The sequence below is a fragment of the Lysinibacillus telephonicus genome (genome assembly GCF_003966145.1).
GTDB classification, from domain to species: Bacteria; Bacillota; Bacilli; order Bacillales_A; family Planococcaceae; genus Ureibacillus; species Ureibacillus telephonicus.
The window spans coordinates 1-20,120 of the sequence record NZ_RXNR01000069.1 but is presented as its reverse complement, the minus strand read 5'-3'; the positions used below and the strand labels follow the sequence as shown (position 1 = coordinate 20,120).

General features: G+C 34.4%; 19 protein-coding genes. 7 read left to right on the top strand and 12 right to left on the bottom strand.

Annotation, left to right across the window (positions count from 1 at the left end; all coding sequences use genetic code 11):
• Positions 1-114 precede the first annotated feature (114 nt).
• Positions 115-327: an RNA polymerase sigma factor gene (locus EKG35_RS17170; RefSeq protein WP_246020452.1), complete on the bottom strand. Its 213-nt coding sequence runs from the start codon at positions 325-327 to the stop codon at positions 115-117.
• Positions 328-478: 151 nt separating this feature from the next.
• Here EKG35_RS17170 and solA point away from each other — a divergent pair, with 151 nt between their 5' ends.
• Positions 479-1,591 carry an N-methyl-L-tryptophan oxidase gene (solA, locus tag EKG35_RS17165; protein WP_126295767.1) on the top strand — a complete coding sequence of 371 codons (1,113 nt, stop codon included), beginning with the start codon at positions 479-481 and terminating at the stop codon, positions 1,589-1,591.
• A 111-nt stretch (positions 1,592-1,702) separates the two neighbouring features.
• On the opposite strand, the gene EKG35_RS17160 is transcribed toward solA, so the two are convergent.
• Both EKG35_RS17160 and EKG35_RS17155 read right to left on the bottom strand, forming a co-directional pair.
• Positions 1,703-2,803, bottom strand: a complete 1,101-nt coding sequence (locus EKG35_RS17160; RefSeq protein WP_126295766.1) for a 5-methyltetrahydropteroyltriglutamate--homocysteine S-methyltransferase — start codon at positions 2,801-2,803, stop codon at positions 1,703-1,705.
• A 402-nt stretch (positions 2,804-3,205) separates the two neighbouring features.
• Positions 3,206-4,471: a M48 family metallopeptidase gene (locus tag EKG35_RS17155; protein ID WP_126295765.1), complete on the bottom strand. Its 1,266-nt coding sequence runs from the start codon at positions 4,469-4,471 to the stop codon at positions 3,206-3,208.
• 321 nt (positions 4,472-4,792) lie between these two features.
• Here EKG35_RS17155 and EKG35_RS17150 point away from each other — a divergent pair, with 321 nt between their 5' ends.
• Positions 4,793-5,842, top strand: coding sequence for an NAD(P)/FAD-dependent oxidoreductase (locus EKG35_RS17150; RefSeq protein WP_126295764.1), 1,050 nt, complete (start codon positions 4,793-4,795; stop codon positions 5,840-5,842).
• 36 nt (positions 5,843-5,878) lie between these two features.
• On the opposite strand, the gene EKG35_RS17145 is transcribed toward EKG35_RS17150, so the two are convergent.
• The 4 genes from EKG35_RS17145 to EKG35_RS17135 form a co-directional block, all read right to left on the bottom strand.
• Positions 5,879-6,334, bottom strand: coding sequence for a hypothetical protein (locus EKG35_RS17145; RefSeq protein WP_126295763.1), 456 nt, complete (start codon positions 6,332-6,334; stop codon positions 5,879-5,881).
• Between the two features lie 230 nt (positions 6,335-6,564).
• Entirely contained in the window at positions 6,565-7,446 is an 882-nt protein-coding gene (locus tag EKG35_RS17140) for a patatin-like phospholipase family protein (protein WP_126295762.1), read from the bottom strand.
• Positions 7,447-7,578: 132 nt separating this feature from the next.
• A complete protein-coding gene (locus EKG35_RS21065) occupies positions 7,579-7,752 on the bottom strand; it encodes a hypothetical protein (RefSeq protein WP_185807804.1) in 174 nt (57 codons plus the stop codon).
• Positions 7,753-7,872: 120 nt separating this feature from the next.
• Positions 7,873-8,433: a hypothetical protein gene (locus EKG35_RS17135; RefSeq protein ID WP_126295761.1), complete on the bottom strand. Its 561-nt coding sequence runs from the start codon at positions 8,431-8,433 to the stop codon at positions 7,873-7,875.
• Between the two features lie 965 nt (positions 8,434-9,398).
• Between EKG35_RS17135 and qoxA the strand changes: the two genes are divergently transcribed.
• The 4 genes from qoxA to qoxD are packed head-to-tail and all read left to right on the top strand — an operon-like array spanning position 9,399 to position 13,213.
• Positions 9,399-10,325 (top strand): cytochrome aa3 quinol oxidase subunit II, encoded by a 927-nt coding sequence (qoxA, locus tag EKG35_RS17130; protein ID WP_126295760.1) that lies wholly within the window; start codon positions 9,399-9,401, stop codon positions 10,323-10,325.
• Positions 10,326-10,385: 60 nt separating this feature from the next.
• Positions 10,386-12,368 (top strand): cytochrome aa3 quinol oxidase subunit I, encoded by a 1,983-nt coding sequence (gene qoxB / locus EKG35_RS17125; protein WP_126295759.1) that lies wholly within the window; start codon positions 10,386-10,388, stop codon positions 12,366-12,368.
• Positions 12,334-12,930: a cytochrome aa3 quinol oxidase subunit III gene (gene qoxC / locus EKG35_RS17120; protein ID WP_126295758.1), complete on the top strand. Its 597-nt coding sequence runs from the start codon at positions 12,334-12,336 to the stop codon at positions 12,928-12,930. The genes qoxB and qoxC overlap by 35 nt, the downstream gene beginning before the upstream one ends.
• Before the next feature lies 1 nt (position 12,931).
• Complete coding sequence (gene qoxD / locus EKG35_RS17115) at positions 12,932-13,213, top strand: cytochrome aa3 quinol oxidase subunit IV (RefSeq protein WP_126295757.1); 282 nt, start codon at positions 12,932-12,934, stop codon at positions 13,211-13,213.
• A gap of 507 nt (positions 13,214-13,720) precedes the next feature.
• Here the strand turns inward: qoxD and EKG35_RS17110 are convergent.
• Genes EKG35_RS17110 through nirB form a run of 5 tightly spaced genes read right to left on the bottom strand, consistent with a single transcriptional unit; the run spans position 13,721 to position 18,904 of the window.
• Positions 13,721-14,467, bottom strand: a complete 747-nt coding sequence (locus EKG35_RS17110) for a sirohydrochlorin chelatase (RefSeq protein WP_126295756.1) — start codon at positions 14,465-14,467, stop codon at positions 13,721-13,723.
• Positions 14,467-15,237, bottom strand: coding sequence for a uroporphyrinogen-III C-methyltransferase (gene cobA, locus EKG35_RS17105; RefSeq protein ID WP_126295755.1), 771 nt, complete (start codon positions 15,235-15,237; stop codon positions 14,467-14,469). The genes EKG35_RS17110 and cobA overlap by 1 nt, the downstream gene beginning before the upstream one ends.
• A 1-nt stretch (position 15,238) precedes the next feature.
• Positions 15,239-16,090, bottom strand: coding sequence for a formate/nitrite transporter family protein (locus tag EKG35_RS17100; RefSeq protein ID WP_126295754.1), 852 nt, complete (start codon positions 16,088-16,090; stop codon positions 15,239-15,241).
• 57 nt (positions 16,091-16,147) lie between these two features.
• A complete protein-coding gene (nirD, locus tag EKG35_RS17095) occupies positions 16,148-16,468 on the bottom strand; it encodes a nitrite reductase small subunit NirD (protein WP_126295753.1) in 321 nt (106 codons plus the stop codon).
• An 18-nt stretch (positions 16,469-16,486) separates the two neighbouring features.
• Positions 16,487-18,904, bottom strand: coding sequence for a nitrite reductase large subunit NirB (nirB, locus tag EKG35_RS17090; RefSeq protein ID WP_126295752.1), 2,418 nt, complete (start codon positions 18,902-18,904; stop codon positions 16,487-16,489).
• A gap of 242 nt (positions 18,905-19,146) precedes the next feature.
• Here nirB and EKG35_RS17085 point away from each other — a divergent pair, with 242 nt between their 5' ends.
• Complete coding sequence (locus EKG35_RS17085) at positions 19,147-19,968, top strand: uroporphyrinogen-III synthase (protein ID WP_126295751.1); 822 nt, start codon at positions 19,147-19,149, stop codon at positions 19,966-19,968.
• Positions 19,969-20,120 lie beyond the last annotated feature (152 nt).

The window sequence follows — 20,120 nt, the reverse complement described above, 5'->3', positions numbered from 1 at the left end:
TAATTGTAAATAAATTTCCAAATGGATGGGGACACCTTTGATTGGGTATTTACTTTTTTGCCTCTAAACAGGGAAGGTGAGTAAACTGAAAATTATGACACTATTTATGCAACACTAGTGATATGTTTTATATGATGAATCCCCTCGAAATTGCTCTTTTTTCTCAAAAGCCTTAATAAAAACATCTTGCACGATGTCCTCAGCCATTTGCTTATTTTTCACATATGAGTAGGCAACTTGAATTAGTGATTCAGCATGTGTTTCAATAAGTTCTTCAAATAGATCTGAAGCATTGTCAGCCTGTGACAACAAATCAGTTACAAACACATAAATGCACCCCTTATTTTTTATCTACACCTTAGACGGATTCGATAGTCTTCACGTTTCAAAAATTGGAAAAACTTATTTTTTATTATGAAGCTGTCATCTACTACACTTAAAAGGTGGTATAATCAGAAATTATTAGGAGGTGTTGCTGATGCACTACGACACAATTATTATTGGTGCTGGTACAATGGGGATGGCTGCTGGATATTTCTTAGCCAAACAGGGAAAAAGCGTGTTGCTATTGGATGCATTTAATCCCCCTCACGATCAAGGAAGTCATCATGGAGAAACACGTATTATCCGCTTTGCATATGGTGAAGGTAAAGCTTATGTGCCATTGGCTTTAAGAGCTTTAGATTTATGGCAAGAATTAGAGAAGATTAGTGGAAAACAATTATTTTTAAAAACCGGCGTTTTAAATATTGGCTCAAAAGATCATTCGTTTATACAAAATGTCATTGAAAGTGCAAAAGACTTTAATCTTTCAGTAGATGTTTATAGTGCACAAGAAGTGAATAAAAAATGGCCCGGCATTATGTTACCTGAAGGTTTTATTGGTTGTTTTGAACCTTCTGCAGGGGTGTTGCGGGTAGAGGCTTGTATTGATGCCTATAAAACAGCTGCATTAAGTGAAGGTGCAACTTTAAAAACAAATACTAGAGTTGTCAAAATTGTCCCTGGTGAAAAAGTATCTGTACATACTGAGGAAGAAGTTTTTATAGCTGATTCGATTATTATTTCTGCAGGTGCTAGAGTAAATGACATTTTAAAATCAGTTGATTTGACATTGCCAATTACACCATTGCGTAAAACTTTCGCCTGGTTTAATGCTGATGAAGCAGTTTATGGAAGCCATTTTCCAGCATTTACATATGAGGATGAAAACAGTTCATATTACGGTTTTCCTAGTATTGATGGTGCTGGCTTTAAGGTAGGACGCCATGATACTGGAGATGAAGTGTCGCCAGATGATGTTATTAGAGAATTTGACGAAGCTGATGCAACTGAACTTGTACAATTTAATGAAAAGATTATGCATCAGGTTGGCACTCTAAAATATGGAAAAACATGTTTTTATTCAAAAACACCAGATGAAGATTTTATTATCGATTCCCACCCTTTCCATGACAATATCTATATTGCAGCCGGTTTTTCAGGACATGGATTTAAATTTGGGAGTGTTATTGGAGAAATACTATCGCAATTAGTATTGAATGGTAAAAGTGAGCTGGATATTAGTTTATTTAAATTAATGAGATTTTAACAGGTAAATCGAAGTTTACAAAGTACTGTGGCAGAAATCTTTTAAGGATAAACTGAAATAAGGGGCTATCCAGAAACTTCTGGACGCCCCTTTCTCATTTGTTTAAGTCGATTATCCCCAAATTTCCTCAGCAATTTCTTTAACAAGGGCAAGTTTTTGCCATTGATTTTCTTCTTCTAAGATGTTGCCATCTTCAGTAGAAGAGAACCCACATTGTGGACTTAGACAAAGCTGATTTAAAGATACATATTTTGCGGCTTCTTGGATACGAGCTTTGATAGCCTCTTTATTTTCAAGCTCGCCAAATTTAGATGTAATTAACCCTAACACGATTTTTAAATCCGGACGATTAACGTGTTTTAAAACTTCAAAGCTGCCTGAGCGTTCATCATCAAATTCTAAAAATAGACCGTCAACATTTAAGCCACCGAAAATAACTTCAGCAGCATAATTATAGCCGCCGCTTGAGAAGAATGTTGACTTATAGTTACCGCGGCAAATATGCATTGTAATTGTCATATCTGCTGGTTTATTTTTAGTTGTTTCATTAATTACATATTGTAATGTATTTAAAAATTGTTGCGGGTCTTTCCCTTCAGCAACTAATTTTGCACGTGATTCTTCAGAGAATAAGCTTGCCCATGAAGTATCATCTAGCTGCAAATAGCGGCATCCTGCATCATAAAATGCTTGGATTGCTTTTTGGTAAGCTTTAATTGTATCTTCCACTAATTCTTTTTCATCTGGATATATTTCTGGATTTTTATCCGCTCGTGCATGAAGCATATTGGGACTTGGAATTGTAAATTTCACCGTTGAATCTCCAGCATGCTCACGAATAAATTTAAAATGATCTAAAAAAGGATGGCTGCCAAAATCAATTTTCCCTACAACACGAACCCCTTCCTTGCGAGTTTCAAGGTTATGAAAATCCAAACCACGCTCTTTTTCATAATACTCCATTCCCTCTAAACCGCCTAAGAAGTCAAAGTGCCACCAGCTACGGCGAAATTCTCCATCTGTAATAGCTAAAACACCCGCTTCTTTTTCTTTGGCGATAAGACGAATAATCTCTTCATCCTCAACTTTTTTTAACTCATCATATGTAATTTCATTATTTTGAAATTTTGTACGAGCTTCTTTTAAAGCTTTTGGTCTTAAGAAACTACCTACATGGTCATAGCGAAATGGCGCTGTTAATTGTTTTGTCATGCTTATTACTCCTTCTTCATAAAAAGCAGTCAAAGTTATAGGAATTTTAAATCCGTACCTTTTACTGATTGATAAATATAAGTTTACCTATATCTTTTTATTTTTTTAAATAATAATATAACATAAAATCGTTTGAGAAAACGAAGTATTCGGAAAATAATATTAATGAATTTTTACAAAAATCTCTTATTTCCATGCAGATAAATATTTATTTTTGTATATTTCCTTTTTTTCTTAATTCAATAAACAAATATCTCCTATTCCTCATCTTTAGTTTTGTCATATAATTTTTACTCGTTTTAAAGTTTAGTTTTTATAAAAGGTTAGATTATTTTATTTTGACAACGAAATTCACGAAAAAAGCTAGCAATGATCAAATCATCACTAGCATGACACTTCTCTTTATTGTTCTTCCTCTAAAAATTCCGCTACCTTATTTATCCGCTCCAGCATAGGTGGATGAGAAAAACGGAACAGTTTTACTAGAAGGGGTGGATTTACTTCGCTCAATCCTGACTTTGAAAGATTTTGAAATGTACTAACTGCTGCTTCCGGATTATTCATTAATTGCATTGCATAATGGTCGGCTCTTGTTTCTTGATATCTTGATATATAATTTGAAATCGGATTTGAAAAGAATAAAAGAAAGGATACTATTAACAATAGTAAAGGCAACGAATGAATATCCTTCATTTTATTAATCTTCAATACTGTTCCAAATCTAGATATCAGCCAAGGCATCAACTTTGCTATTAACCATAGACCAACCAGCATGGAAACAATATATAAGGCTATACCAATATAAATATGCTTCTCGACATAATGCCCCATTTCATGTGCCATTATGAATAATATCTCTTCATCTGTTAAACTATTTAATGTTGTATCCCATAAAACAATTCTTGAATTTTCTCCTATTCCCGTTACATAGGCATTTAATGCGTTTGTTTTCTCTGCCATATTGACCTCAAACACATGATCAGAAGGTATATTTGCCCGTTCTGCTAAAGATATTATTTTTTCCTCAAGTTCTTTATCTTTTAAAGGATAAAAATCATTATAAAGCGGATCTATTACAATAGGTTGAATATACATCATAAAAATAGCGAATGGAATGGTCAAAAGCCATGCATAAATCCACCATCTTTTCACACTTTTTTGAATTAGCCAATAAAGAACGATGACAATAATTAAGGTTGTACCAAAATTAATCCAAAAATCAATTACATAATCCCTCATCCAAGATGAAAAATTTTGCGTATTAATTCCATAATTTTTACTTAAATAGTATCGGTAAAAGTCCAATGGGTAAAAAGCTAAGGCTGTAAATAAATATAATAAGAATACATAAGCACCGTTTTTAAAGACTTTCCATTTCACTCCAAAATCAGCCCATTTTTCAAATATGCGAGAAAGACCTGTAAGTAAAATAAAAATATACAAAACCCATTCTAAAGGTGTTGCAACAAAGAATATAAAGTTCTTTATTTTGGAATATTCTTCACTTAGCAACAATTCCCTCTCAGTCATAAATGTCTCTGGATCTGCCACTGTTCCTTTCAATACATCAGGTATCCCGCCTGAATTCCCATGAAATATGTAATAGTACATTCCAACAGCATAAATGATAAATAATAATATGGATATGAATCCTAATTTTCTTGTCAAAGCTTCCACCTCAAATCTTTTCTATATTCTAGTGTAAGAAAAAATGGACAAGATAGAACTCATTTTTTCTACTTTTTATAAGGATTATGGTTTTAGTTGGCCCCTTTTGTGCCATGAAAGGCTAAGCGAATAACTTAAGTATAGATTTTAGAAAACTTTTTAAATGAAAAACACCATAAGTAATTAAGTCCAAGTTTTTCTGTTTAATGTCCATTCAATATTGATAATCATTTTCAATTAAGTTATAATTATTAACAGAAAAGTTTAATTTAAATTTATATATATTTTAATAAAACGAATCCTTTGAATGGAGAGAATAGGATGTCAGAATTATTTGATGTTACGATTATCGGTGGAGGACCTGCGGGATTATACTCTACTTTTTATAGTGGTTTACGAAATATGAAAACAAAATTAATTGAATCCCAAGCCCAATTAGGTGGAAAGGTTTTACTATATCCGGAAAAAATGATTTGGGATGCTGGCGGCCAACCACCTATTTTGGCACATAAGTTTGCTGAACAGTTAATTAACCAGGCAAAAACATTCCACCCGACAATATTAACTAACACAAAAGTTGACTTCATTGAAAAAGATTCGAACAATGTGTTTGTCATTACGACAAACGATGGATCAAAACACTACTCAAAATCAATTATTATGGCAAACGGCGGCGGAATTATTAACCCTCAAAAATTAGAAATCGAGGGCGCTGAAAAATATGAAATGACCAATTTACATTACACAGTACAATCCCTTAAACCATTCCATAACAAACGTGTATTAGTTTCCGGCGGCGGTAATGGTGCAATTGATTGGGCTGTTGAATTATTAGATATTGCGGAAGAAATCATCGTAGCCTACCGCAAAGATCAATTATCTGCACATGAAGCACAGGTTGTACGCCTACAAGAAAGCAAAAAAGTTACGTTCTTGTTAAACACAACAATTGAAAGACTTATTGCAAATAAAGAAAAAACAAAAGTAAAGCAAGTCGTACTAAAAAAACATGATACAGACCAAACATTGCTTCATGGGATAGACCATATCATTGTAAGCCATGGATATAATCGCGATGCTTCATTAGAATTTGCAAATAATTCTGCTTTAAAATTAAAAGACAATTATTATTATGAAGGCACTGCAACAGGAAAAACATCACAAGAAGGAATTTTTGCTGCAGGAGACATCCTTTCTTATGAGGGTAAAGTTAATTTATTAGTAGGTGCTTTTCAAGATGCGGTAAACGCCGTAAACAGTGCTAAAACTTATATTGAGCCTACTGCTGACAAAATTGGTATGGTATCCTCCCACAACGAGAAATTCCAAGAAAAAAATCGTCAGCTTATTAAGCAAATGCTAGTACAATAACATAATATAATTATTCATAAAAAAACAGAGTGATTTTTATTCACTCTGTTTTTCATTAAAATGATGAAAACTCGCATTTGCCGGCATCTTACTTTTAATCAATGTAATTTCCTGTTCATTAGGGTCTTCAATATTTATTTCTGAACCCCAATGAGACGATCCAAAGAAGATATTATCTTTCTTTTTCAGAAATATTGAAAACCATTTTATTTCTCCATGCTCATTTAAACTTTCATTTAATATGAAGTTAATTAATTGTTGATTTACCTCTCCTTGAAAACAGACCATTTTCATAGGATGTAAACTAACTTTTTCAAGATTTGTTTTCAAACTTAACTCTTCAATAATTTCAACTTCTTCATTCCATATGTGAAATTCTATAAAATCTGCAAATTTAATGAAGTAGTCAATCAAAAAAAACCAATATTTATAATTTTGAAAGTCGACATTTGTTTCTGTAAGATTTACATAGATAAAGAAATTATTCTTCACCCGATTATCCTCCTTCAATATTTTTTATTCCCTTTACCTATTTCTAACTATAAAAATATAATAACAAATATTTCCATATATTTAACAGCCATTAATTACGAATTATTATTTTTCGGTGGATTTTGTTTATTTCCTTAATAACTCTAATGGTCTGGAGTGAAGTATATAAAAATAATAAAGCTGCTTAGATTTACTACTCTAAACAGCTCTGTTTTTCTATCCATTCTTTTTTAAGGTGGATTCCATGTTTCTAAAAATTTAACTGTACGTTCTCTACCAATTTGCATTAATTTTTTCTTAGTTTCTTCATCTATACCAAATTGTGTCGCACTATAATCCTCGACGGGAATGAAAACGATATTCTTTTCATGTTTTCGAGAAATATAACGCTTATCATGAGCATTTTTCATCGTAATAAAAAGAGCCTCAAATAAGTTAAGTCCATTATAAATTTTTTGCGGCTCCATATCTTCTCGTGGATTATTTAGACTTAATCCAATTAAAGGTCTTTCTTTATGACCATTTTCAAAAATCCATAACGGAAAATTACTTAGGACTCCCCCATCGACGATAATATTTTCACCATCTCTTCCCTTTAATTTTATAGGTTCAAAGAAAAATGGAATTCCACAGCTCATACGCAATGCTTTGGCAACGGAAAATGTTCTCCAATTAATGCCGTATGATGCTAAATCATCAGGAATAACAATCATTCGACCATTCGTTAAATCCGATGCAACAAGTTTTAATGATCCTTTAGGTAAATCATTAAACGTGTATATGCCTTTGACAGCTAATTTTTTATAAAACCACTTTTCTAACACTTTCCCCTTATATAAACCAAGTCGAAAATATAAATTTACCCATTTTAAAAATGGAAGAGTACGTGCCAAATTTGGAGGATCAAGCAATGATTTTAAATCAAGTTCATCAAGTATGTCTTCTATTTCCTTGGCACTATGACCTGCAGCTATAAAACAAGCTAGAATTGCACCTGCACTTGTTCCTGCTACTCGTTTGAAACGGTAGCCCTTTTCTTCAAACACTTGAAGTGCTCCTACATAAGCAAAGCCTTTTATTCCGCCGCCAGAAAACACACCATCAATAAGCATGTACCCTCTCCCTCAAGTTTGTCTCATTATACTTTAAGAAAAACAAAAGGAATTTAGAACTTTTTGTCGAGGAAAATAAAAAAAGTATTCAGTATAAAAACAAAAGTTTCTATACTAAATACTTTGCATCATTTATTCGTTTAATCTTGAAGGATTATGTTTATTATCAGGCTTGTCTTTATTTTCATTTTGGTTTTGTTTTTTTGCTTGATCATTTTGTCCGATTACGTCGAAGTCATCCGGGTTTAAATCAAACCCATGCCCGTATTCTTCACGATCAACATTATTTTTCTTTTTATTGTTCAAAACATTTCACCTCCGTCAATTCTAATGTGGACGATTTAACGTTCTATTATGCTTGCAATCGAAAAATTGATTAAAAAATAAAAATGCATAAAGCGTTTGCCCCATGCATTAATCAATTCTCTATTCATGGTTATGGTGATCATGGTTTATATCACTTTCTGATTCGATCTCATTAAATAAAACAGTATCTAAAAACGTAGATATAACAAGCAACAGGACAGCAAAAATAGAGATAATCACAACTTTAATAGGAATTGCTTTAAGGAGTTTTTGATATTTTTCTTTATTCAATAATGCGGCTGCTGTAATTGTACTGATGATATATAATAATGTGAAAAATAAAATACAGACAAGTTCATATTTAGTTGTCATTAGACTAAGCATTGTTCCCATCATGGAACCCATAAATAAAGCACTTAAGCTTTCTACAAAAACCTTTATTGATAGTTGATAGGTTACTAAACTGACAAAAATGATACTCAATAACATTGCAATAATCGTTGAAAAAACGATATCTGGAATCCAAATGGCTACAATTAACCCAATGAGCGTACTTTTTGTCATGGCCACTAACATGGCTAAACAATTTAAAATATGACTTTCTTTAAATTGTTTTCGAAAAACAGAACTTAATAACAATGACAACATTATTATGATGAGAAAACTAGCTTTTACCACCATAATATTCCACTCCAATCACTTAATACGCTATGTTGATTTTAATTTCTCGAACATTTCTTGAATCCAGTGACCAATTTTAATGATGGGAAGAATAGAGTTGTCAAGCTTGCCGGAGAAATGAGAAAAAAATCAACTAATAATTCTTGTAAATTAATTGAAAGGACAACTGTTGAAATGACCCTGCCTTCTGCATGTAAATTAAATTTTCTATCTCTATTATAAAATGCAGCAAAAGTTATTATTTTCAAGACTATTTATTGTATTCAACCACCGAACTAAATATTCGATTATGAGTTTGAAGAGGGAAAAGCATATTTAGATGAAGTTATTTTTAAGGTCGAGCCAGATTAAGGTTAACAAATTGCCGATTTTTTAATTGATTAGGCTGAAACTATTTGTCATTCCTATCTCCTTTTCTTTATGTTTTTTACATATTCAATGTTGTCAACAACTAACATTCATTTTAATTGTGAATTTTCAGTTACACACCTTTATGAAGTTATAAACTGATGGATGAAAGAAAATAAAGTGTTTTCATTAATATAGTTGTTATGATAAAGAGTATTGATACTCTCCATACTTCCTAGAAAAATATGCTCGAAAAAAAATTTATCCTCCAATGTTACTTCTCGAACAAACTCAACTTTCCATCGTTTATAACAAATATTTCTAACCACAAATATTTTTTACTAATATAATAAATTCATTTTGACTAAATAGTATTTAATCGTTCACCCCTTTTTATTTAAGCAGAAAATTTTAATCCACATATCCCCTCAACTTACTAATTATTGCTATTTCGTGAACCTTTCGTGAATAACTTTTGAATAACTTATAAACCTTTTGTGAAATCTAATTCACAAATAATGTTTTTACTATACTAATGATTAAAATAGAGTTATATTGTTGAACGGACGAAAAACAAGTAATGTTCTTTCAACAAATAAGGGAAGGTGAAAATCTAGATGAAAAAAAAATGGGCATTTTTAACGTCCATGATGGCACTTGTTCTTTTACTTTCTGGCTGTGAGCCTCTATTAGTATTAGACCCAAAAGGACCACAAGCTGAAAGACAAGCAAGTGACATTATGTTATCCATTGGCATTATGGCAGTTATTGTAGTCGTAGTCATGGCAATTTTAGCCTATGTATTAATTAAGTATCGAGCTTCAAATCAAAGTGATGACTACGAACCACCTCATATTGAGGGAAATCATATTGTAGAAGCAATTTGTGTAGGTGTTCCTGTATTAATTGTTGCTTACCTATCATTTGTATCTGTAAAAAGTAACTATATTGTTGAATCTGCCCCAGTAGGGTATGAAGATCAAGAACCGTTAGTAGTATACGCTTCTTCATCAGATTGGAAGTGGCATTTTAGCTATCCTGAAGAAGGTATCGAAACAGTGAACTACTTGTATATTCCAACTGATCGTCCACTTGAATTTAAACTATACTCATATGGACCAATCACAAGTTTCTGGATTCCACAACTTGGTGGACAAAAGTACGCTATGGCGGACATGGTAACTACTTTACATTTAGCAGCTGATGAGCCGGGTGAATATATGGGTCGAAATGCTAACTTTAGCGGTAAAGGTTTTGCAGAAAACACATTCAATGTAACAGCAATGTCACAAGCTGATTTTGATGAATGGGTTGAAGAAGTTCACGAAACTGCAGAACCAATTACAGAAAACGAATTTGAAAAATTATTAGAACCAGGTCATCTTGGACAAATGACATTCACTGGTACACATCTAGAATTTAGTCCTGCTCCAGAACACGAGCACCATGCAGAATCTGATACAGAAGTAGATTCTGAATCAGAAACACATGATCATTCACAACATGAAGGTCATGCAGAACATACTGACCACAGTAGTCATTAAATCTAAAAGAAATAAACTAGTTTAATAAACTAGCTTTTACTCTTGAAAGGAGAAAAAAGGATGGAATTCTTTCAACGATTTGCCATACCTCATCCAAGTCCAGCTATTTATGCCTCAATGGTTGCTATTGCGCTAGTTAGTATCGCAATTGTTGTTGGCTTAACATACTTCAAAAAATGGGGCTATTTATGGCATGAATGGTTTACAACTGTCGACCATAAAAAAATCGGGATTATGTACTTAATCTCTGCCCTACTTATGCTTTTCCGTGGTGGCGCAGACGCAATTATGATGCGTGCACAGCTTGCTACGCCGGAAGCTAAATTATTAGATGCACAACACTATAATGAAATCTTTACAACACACGGGGTTGTTATGATCCTGTTCATGGCAATGCCATTTATCTTTGCTTTCATGAACTTAATTGTTCCTTTACAAATCGGGGCGCGTGACGTAGCATTCCCACGCCTAAACGCACTAAGCTTTTGGCTATTCTTTGCCGGAGCTATGCTATTTAACATTTCATTCGTAATTGGTGGTTCTCCTGATGCAGGTTGGACATCGTATTTCCCACTTGCAGGGAATGATTTCAGCACATCAGTCGGAACGAACTACTACATGTTAGCTATTCAAATTTCAGGTATCGGTTCATTAATGACAGGTATTAACTTCTGTACGACTATTTTAAAAATGCGTGCACCTGGTATGACATTAATGAAAATGCCAATGTTTACTTGGTCAGCTTTCATTGCGAACATTATTGTTGTATTTGCGTTCCCAGTATTAACTGTTGCCCTATTAATGGGTACAGCTGACAGATTATTTGGTGCAAATTTCTTTACTACTGCTAACGGCGGTATGGATATGCTTTGGGCAAACTTCTTCTGGGTTTGGGGACATCCAGAGGTATACATTTTAATCTTGCCTGCATTCGGTCTTTACAGTGAAATTATCTCAACATTCTCAGGCCGTAACCTTTATGGTTATAAATCCATGGTTTGGTCGATGGTGCTTATTTCCCTACTATCATTCTTAGTATGGACACACCACTTCTTTACAATGGGTCAAGGTGCCCTTACAAACAGTATCTTCTCTATTACAACAATGGCGATTGCTGTTCCAACAGGGGTTAAAATCTTTAACTGGTTATTTACAATGTGGAAAGGGAAAATCCGCTTTACTGTTCCTATGCTTTACTCAATCGGCTTCATCCCACTCTTCACAATTGGTGGGGTTACTGGGGTAATGCTTGCGATGTCAGCAGCTGACTACCAATACCATAATACAATGTTCTTGGTAGCTCACTTCCACAACACAATTATTCCTGGTGTCGTATTTGCGATGCTAGCTGGTTTAACTTATTATTGGCCAAAATTCTTTGGTTTTATATTAAATGAAAAAATTGGTAAATTAACTTTCTGGTTACTTACTGTAGGTTTTGTACTTGCCTTCTTCCCAATGTATATCACTGGTTTAGACGGTCAAGCACGTCGTATGTACACTTATTCTGAAGCAACTGGATTTGGACCATTAAACATGGTGTCGTTTGTCGGTGCAGCATTAATGGCCATTGGTTTTGTTACAATCGTCTATAACATTTACTATAGTTTCAAAAATTCACCAAGAAATATTGGTAGTGACCCTTGGGATGCTCGCTCATTAGAATGGGCTACTCATACACCAGTACCAGAATACAATTTTGCTAGAGTTCCACAAATTAGCTCAAGCCAAACTTTCTGGGATTCAAAGAAAAATGGTCATGCATTATTTAAAGGTGAAATTGAAGACATCCATATGCCAAATAAGAGCGGAGTACCGTTCGTAATGGGTATTATTTTCTTCATCGTAGGATTCTCATTTGTCTTTGCGTTATGGGTTCCAGCAGTAATCGCTTTAATCGGCGTTTTCGTATGTATGACTCTTCGTTCGTTCGAACAAGATCACGGATACCATATTCATGTGAAAGAAATTAAAGAAACAGAAGCAAAATATGGGGAGGTGCTAAACAGTGAAGATCGACCACGCACAACCACTCGAGTATAGTACTGATCAAAATCAGTTAAATATTTTAGGTTTTTGGATTTTCCTTGGGGCCGAAATTATGCTGTTTGCAACACTTTTTACAGCATATTTCACGCTATCACACCGTACAGGTAGTGGACCAACTCCAGCGGAAATTTTTGAAATCACGCCTGTTCTTATTGAAACATTCGTGCTTTTAACAAGTAGTTTTACAATTGGTCTAGGGATTCATGCAATGAGACTTGGTCGTAAAAATGCGATGGTTTCTTTCTTTGCGATTACCCTTCTTCTTGGGTTAGTTTTCCTTGGAGTAGAGGTTTTTGAATTCATGCACTACTACCATGTTGGTGCAACTTATCAAACAAGTGCCTTTACAGCTGCCCTAATGACAACATTAGGAACACACGGTGGCCACGTTACACTAGGTTTATTCTGGGGAACATTTATTATCATCCAGGTAATTAAACGTGGGTTAACGCCACAAACAGCGAATAAAGCATTTATCTTCTCTCTTTACTGGCATTTCTTAGATGTAGTTTGGATCTTTATCTTTAGCTTCATCTATCTGAAAGGAATGATGTAATATGAAAGAATTATTTCCTGCTAAACAGGTGATGGGCTTTGTCTTTTCATTAATTCTAACTGTTATTGCCCTGTTAGTTTACTACACAGATATGTCATTCGCAGTCGGTATGACAATCTTGTTAGTTACCGCTTTTATACAAGCATTTTTACAGCTTGTTGTATTCATGCATGCCGGTGAATCAAAAGAAGGTACAGCGATATATACAAATATCCTTTACGGTGTCATTATCGCAGTTGTAACTGTATTCGGTTCATTATTGATACTGATTTGGGATATGTAGTAACAAAAAAGCTTGAGAGTAACCTCTCAAGCTTTTTCTTTTTATTAAAAGTTGTTTAAATTATTACTGGAATTCACTAAATTTTTGTCGGTTAAGCGTATAAAGAGACCAAAGATGAATAGGCACCCCGCAGCTTTAATTATTTCAACTCCATACCACATGGAAACGTTTACAAAAAAGCTTGAAGTGAAAAGAATGATACCTAAAATACAAAGCACTATAGAAATGTTTGTAAAAAACTTGAACATCTTAACCCCTCCCCAAAATCGAACTATTTGTCTTTATTATAGAGTATGAAAAAAGTTCACACAATAGACAAATTCTATTTTTTCTCATTTTTCTTCGAATATTACATTTTTTTCTACATTTTTCAAAAAACTAATTGATTCCATTTTAAGACCCCCAATAATTAAACAAAGTAGTTATTGACAAAAAATACGGAGAAAAAGCATTTTAGCTTCTACTCCGCATTTATATAAACCTTACAATAGAAATCAAAAACCAGCTCTATGACAATACTTTATTAAAACTAATTTCGTTAATTCGATTATTTAGTGCATGTACTACAACCGATGCATTTCCTAAATAATCGCAAAGAACATATTTGGTATTATTTTTTTGTGAGTATTCTTTAACAGTTTTTCTTATTCCGTTTATTAATAAGCCCGTAAATAAAAAATAAGGAACTATAAATATACGGTCTATTTCTGAATCGTTAAGTTCCGCGATTAGTTCTCTGAAATAAGGTTTACACCCTGTCAAAAAACAAATATGAACAGGGTGATTTATTTTTTGTTCTAATAGCTTTCCAATGAGTGATAAATCCCTTTTCACATCTAAATCAGAAGAACCTCTCCCTACCAGCAGTATTTTAGAATTTGCAGTAATCGGTTGATATGTTTGCTGAATTCTTTCATATAAAAGATTTGTTAATTCATTGTTTACCCCAATTGGTTTACCTAATTGCAACTTTACTTGCGGATAGTATTGCATTGCTTTTTCTAACTCTAACGGAATATCGATCTTTGCATGAGCAGCTGTTAATAGTAGAACTGGGATTGCACGAATTTGTGTTGCTCCAAGAGCCACACATTTCTCAAGTGCTTGAGCTATTGTTGGTTGTGATAGTTCTAAAAAACAATATTGCTGAATTGGTTCATTTCTTAAGCTTTTACAACTTTCAACAAATTCAATCGCCTGAGAAACCGCACTTTTAATGCGGCTGCCATGGCAAATATAAAGTACCGCCTCCATTACATTCCACCTGCTGCAAGTAAATCTTTGTCTTGTTCAAACCACTTTAACTGTTCCCTTAGACGAACTACCTCTCCGATGATAATTATACTCGGGTTTTTCACTTGTTCATGTTCGGCCGCTTCATAAATTGTCTCTAAAGTAGCAGTAATAGTACGTTGATTTATTGTCGTTCCATAATGAATAAGAGCGACAGGTGTGTTTTTACTTTTTCCAGAAGTGATTAGTTGTTGTGTAATATATTTCAAATTTTTTATTCCCATATAGATTACTAATGTATCTATACCTTTAGCTAAAGACTCCCAATCCGTATTATCCTCTAACCCTTCCTTTCGGTGTCCAGTAATCATAGCAAAGGATGAACTATAATCTCGATGGGTAATAGGGATTCCTGCATAAGCCGGAGCCGCAATGCCAGAAGTGATTCCCGGTACTAATTCAAAAGGAACTCCGGCCTCCTGGCATGCAGCAGCTTCTTCTCCACCGCGTCCGAAAATAAATGGATCTCCACCTTTTAAGCGAGTAACAATTTTACCTTGCTTTGCGTACTTAACTAACTCAAGATTAATCGTATTTTGCTGCATCGTATGACAGTTCGGCAGCTTCCCACATGAAATTAATTCGGCTCCTGGTTTTGCATATTTCAACAGTTCCTTATTAACTAAGCGATCATATAAAAGAATATCTGCTTGCTCAATACATTTTAGCCCTTTCATCGTAATGAGATCTATATCTCCAGGACCAGCACCAACAATATAAACGATTCCCATACTAGACACCCTCCACTTCGCTTATATTATTTTTATGCTTTAGTTTTGCAAGCTCTAGTTGGTTCTTTGGTAATGTTTGATACGTTGAATATAGTGCTAAACCTGTAAAAATAAGTCCCCCAACAATATTTCCAAATAGCACCGGAATCTGATTCCATATCCACCAGTCAAAAACATTAACATTAGCACCAAGCAGCATGCCTGCTGGAATCACAAACATATTCACTACAGCATGTTCAAATCCTTGAGCAAAAAAGATTAAAATCGGCAGCCACATGGCAGCAATTTTTCCAATAGTCGATTGTGAAGTCATCGCCATAACTGCACCAAGTGTCACCATCCAATTACATAGGATTGCTTTTATAAAAACAACGATAAACCCTGAAGCACCTAGCGCTTGGTAATGAAGCGTTTTAGCTTCAGCTACAGCAATGATCTTTTGGGCTACAACACTGTCTGTAGTAGCGCCAAAATTAGTAATTGAAATAACAAATAATATTGAGTAAATAAAACCTCCGATTAAATGGCCAACAATAACCCAAAACCAATTACTAAACATTTCTTTTACCGTTGCTTTTTTCTCTAGTACAGCAAGTGGTATTAATGCAAAATTTCCTGTAACTAGTTCAAGTCCTAATAAAATAATAATGACAAAGGCAGTTGGAAACAGAAGCGCCCCCACTATCCCCAGTTTTGTTTGCATTTCAGCTGTAAATGCTAATGTGGTTCCAAACCCTAATAATGCACCAGATAAAATTCCCCGAATTACCATATCTTTAACAGGTAATTTCGCCTTGTCAATTCCAGCCTGAATCATATTTTCTATTACTTGCTTTGGTTTTACATATGACATATGTGCATCCTCCTAAACGGGTTCATTTAAATATTCGGGATTATCTTCCTGTTCTGTTTAAGGAAGAAGTAAGTAAACATCATCGCCATCAACTTCGACTTCAAAGGTTTTTACACATCCATGATCCGGTTCTTGTACTTTTCCTGTTGTAATATCAATTTTCCAATCATGCATTGGACAGAAGACATGCTGACCACTAATTAAACCTTCTACTAGTACACCGCCTCTATGCGGACAGCGGTTTTCAATCGCATAAAACTCACCGTTTTTTAAACGAAATAATGCGATTTCTAATTCACCAATTCTAACTGTCTTTCCAAAATCCTTTGCAATATCCTCAACTTTAACTAGCTTTACACGTTCTGCAACTTGTTTCATCGCTTTCCCTCCAATTTGTTATTGTTGTACTGTTACTCTTTCAAACAGTTCATTTTTTAACTTTTCACTTCGAATAATCTTTTTCCATGGATCTTCCTGAACTGATAAAGCCAGTTCCAAACGCTCATTTAATTCTTTTCGTTGTTTTTGGTCCTCAATAATTGCTTTAATATTTTCTAAGCCCATGCGCTCTAACCATTTTGAAGTTCGTTCTAAATAAATGCCTGTTTCACGATAATATTGGAAGTATGCTGATGCATATTCAATGACTTCTTCAGCTGATTTTACTTTGCCAAGTAAGTCCGCAGCACGAAGATGTGTACCACCATTTCCGCCAACATACATTTCAAAGCCACCTTCAACACCAACAACACCAAAGTCTTTAATCCCAGATTCAGCACAATTACGCGGACAGGCTGAAACTGCCATTTTGAATTTGTGAGGAGAACCAACACGTTCTAAACGCTTCTCCAAAGCAATTCCTAAACTCATAGAATCTTGTGTACCAAAGCGGCAGAACGTTTCACCAACACATGTTTTTACAGTACGAAGTGTTTTTCCATAAGCGTACCCAGAAGGCATATCAAGTTCTTCCCAAACTTTTGGTAAATCGTCTTTTTCTATTCCGAAAATATCAATCCGTTGACCTCCTGTAATTTTAAGTAGTTTCGCATTATACTTATCAGCAACGTCTGCAATTTTTCGTAATTGATCTGAACTTGTAACACCGCCATACATACGTGGTACTACTCCGAACGATCCGTCTTTTTGTATATTTGCATGCAAACGCTCATTTACATATCGCGACTCATTTTCATCTTCATATTCCAACGGATGAATCATTCCTAAATAATAATTCAGTGCGGGACGGCATTTTGAGCAGCCATCACTCGTTTTCCATCCTAATACGTTCATTACTTCTCGAGTGTGCATTAACTTTTTCTCTCGAATCTCTTCAACTACTTCGTCACGAGATAAAGTCGTACAGCCGCATAACGTCTCTTTATGTGCGCTAGCATCAAAGTTGTCGCCGAGTGTTATTTCAAGTAGTTCTGAAATCATTGATTTACAACCGCCACATGATCTACAAGCACTTGTGCATGCTTTAATGCTTTCTACCGATGTACAACCTTGTTCGTGGATTGCTTGAACGATTTTACCTTTGGATACTCCATTACAACCACAAATGATTTCATCTGAAGCCATTGAAGAAACAATACTTTCACCCGTTTCTCCACTAACTGGCTGAAGCAAGCTCACCTTTACTGTATCCGAAATATCTGCTCGTTTTTTAATCATTGAAAACAGACGATTTCCTTCTCTACTATCACCAAACAACACAGCCCCAACCAATTTCTTTTCGTAGAATACCATTTTCTTATAAATACCATCTTGTTCATCAAATACACGTAGAGCTTTTTTGTTCCCATCTTCTATAAATTCACCTGCAGAGAAAACTTCAACACCCGACACTTTTAATTGAGTAGATACTATAGACCCTTTATACGGTTCGGTTTCGAGTCCACAAATATCTTTAGCAAGCACTTTTGCTTGTTCAAAAAGGGGAGCAACTAAACCATAAGCAATTCCTTGATGTTCCGCACACTCGCCAACTGCATAAATATTAGGTTCGCTCGTTTGTAAAAAATCATTTACAATAATTCCTCGATTTGCAGCTAGACCGGTATTTTTTGCTAGCTCGATATTAGGTAATATACCGACCGACATAACGACTAAATCACAATCCAACTCATCGCCATCTGAGAATTTTAACCGTTTAACTCGTTCATCACCAAGTATTTCAGTTGTATTTTTTTGAAGTAAAAATTTCATCCCTTGATTTTCTAATTCTGCTTTTAATAAAGCTGCTGCCGTTTCATCTAGCTGTCGATCCATTAAACTGCTCCCTAAATGCACAACCGTAACATCCATTCCTAAATTCAATAACCCTCTTGCAGCTTCCAATCCTAACAAACCACCACCAATTACCGCTGCTTTATGATAAAGTTTGGAAGCTGCAAGCATTTCATCTGTATCCTTTATGTCGCGAAATGTTGTAACGCCTTCTTTGTCAGTCCCTGGGATTGGCAAAATGAAAGGCCTTGATCCTGTTGCTAAAATTAGTTTGTCGTATGAGATCAATGTCCCAGTATTTGTAACTACTACTCGCTTCTCTATATCAATTTGAACCGCTTTTTCATTTGTATATAATTGAATATTATTGTCTTTGTACCAAGACCAGTCGTTTAACGTTATATCTTCTACCGTAGTATCACCCTGTAGTACTTTTGATAATAAAATTCGATTGTAATTTGGATATGGCTCTTCTCCAATAATCGTAATATCAAACAAATCTTTTGAGATTTCTAGCACTTCTTCTATCGTTTTTACTCCTGCCATTCCATTGCCTACAAGAACTAATCGCTTTTTACTCATCGTAATCCCCCTCTAATTTAAATTGACTGAAAATTCAAAACTCCATATGTCAGATAATATCACATAAGATGTATTTGTAAAGCATCTTTTTTCGTCTTTTTAAAGTAAACGGTTTCACTTTAGTCGTTTTTTCAAACTTTTCGCAATTTTTAATGTTATTTATGTTATTTTTTCTAACATAAAACATCTTTTATCTTCATTTCTGTTAAAATAGAGGTAACAATTATTAAGGAGGAGCTCAAATGGGTGGATTAGATAATAAATGCATTGCATTATTAGGAACAAGAAAAATCGAGGAACAAGTAAATATCATCCGACAGCTTGGGGGAACTGCCGTACATCGTCCTGCCCAAGGTACAGTTTTCTTCGATTCTAGCTTTATCGGAACTGAAATTAAGGAGATGATTAACGGGAGTTTTCAATGGATAATTTTTACAACTGGTATTGGAATAGAAAAATTATTTGAGATTGCAAACGAAATGGACTATGAACAGGATCTGCAATTAGCACTTTCTAATATGAACATAGCAGTACGAGGCTATAAAGCGATGAATTCCTTGAAAAGTAGAGGATTAACACCTATAGTACGGGATGATGATGGGAGTATTGCTGGACTAATTCGAGCATTTGCCGGGCATAATTTGAAAAATCAATCCGTTGCGGTCCAATTATATGGAGCTCCTTCAGTTGAATTAATCAATTGGCTCAAGGTGCAAGAAGCAAATTACCAAGAAATTATTCCATATCAACATATCTCACCCGACAAAGATGTTTTAGAACAACTATTGAATGAAGTGATTAACAAAAAACTAGATGCAGTAAGTTTTACAAGTATTCAACAAGTTCAGTTTTTATTCAAATATGCAAAACAACGCAATTTAAAATATGAACTACTAAGCGCATTTGAAAATAATGTAATTGCACTCCCAATAGGGAAAGTAACAGGTAATGCATTGAAAGAGCAAGGAGTCAATAGAATGCTAGTTCCCCAGGATGAAAGAATTGGCAGTGCGCTGATGACTTTAAACAAATATTATAAGGAATCAAATGTAAGAGTAAATTGATTACCACCTCTTTTATATAAAGTTTGAAAGATAATCGAGTAGGAGGGAGTGATTAACTCCCGACCTCTCACACCACCGTACGTACGGTTCCGTATACGGCGGTTCAATTAAGATGAATAACGCAAAGTTTCGTAACGAACTTTCAGACTTTT

What these genes read in the sequence shown, in the direction of transcription:
- solA (WP_126295767.1), top strand. Translation starts at nt 479, where the DNA reads ATGCACTACGACACAATTATTATTGGTGCTGGTACAATGGGGATGGCT.
- EKG35_RS17160 (WP_126295766.1), bottom strand. Translation starts at nt 2,803, where the DNA reads ATGACAAAACAATTAACAGCGCCATTTCGCTATGACCATGTAGGTAGT.
- EKG35_RS17150 (WP_126295764.1), top strand. Translation starts at nt 4,793, where the DNA reads ATGTCAGAATTATTTGATGTTACGATTATCGGTGGAGGACCTGCGGGA.
- EKG35_RS17140 (WP_126295762.1), bottom strand. Translation starts at nt 7,446, where the DNA reads ATGCTTATTGATGGTGTGTTTTCTGGCGGCGGAATAAAAGGCTTTGCT.
- EKG35_RS17135 (WP_126295761.1), bottom strand. Translation starts at nt 8,433, where the DNA reads ATGGTGGTAAAAGCTAGTTTTCTCATCATAATAATGTTGTCATTGTTA.
- qoxA (WP_126295760.1), top strand. Translation starts at nt 9,399, where the DNA reads ATGAAAAAAAAATGGGCATTTTTAACGTCCATGATGGCACTTGTTCTT.
- qoxB (WP_126295759.1), top strand. Translation starts at nt 10,386, where the DNA reads ATGGAATTCTTTCAACGATTTGCCATACCTCATCCAAGTCCAGCTATT.
- qoxD (WP_126295757.1), top strand. Translation starts at nt 12,932, where the DNA reads ATGAAAGAATTATTTCCTGCTAAACAGGTGATGGGCTTTGTCTTTTCA.
- EKG35_RS17110 (WP_126295756.1), bottom strand. Translation starts at nt 14,467, where the DNA reads ATGGAGGCGGTACTTTATATTTGCCATGGCAGCCGCATTAAAAGTGCG.
- cobA (WP_126295755.1), bottom strand. Translation starts at nt 15,237, where the DNA reads ATGGGAATCGTTTATATTGTTGGTGCTGGTCCTGGAGATATAGATCTC.
- EKG35_RS17100 (WP_126295754.1), bottom strand. Translation starts at nt 16,090, where the DNA reads ATGTCATATGTAAAACCAAAGCAAGTAATAGAAAATATGATTCAGGCT.
- nirD (WP_126295753.1), bottom strand. Translation starts at nt 16,468, where the DNA reads ATGAAACAAGTTGCAGAACGTGTAAAGCTAGTTAAAGTTGAGGATATT.
- nirB (WP_126295752.1), bottom strand. Translation starts at nt 18,904, where the DNA reads ATGAGTAAAAAGCGATTAGTTCTTGTAGGCAATGGAATGGCAGGAGTA.
- EKG35_RS17085 (WP_126295751.1), top strand. Translation starts at nt 19,147, where the DNA reads ATGGGTGGATTAGATAATAAATGCATTGCATTATTAGGAACAAGAAAA.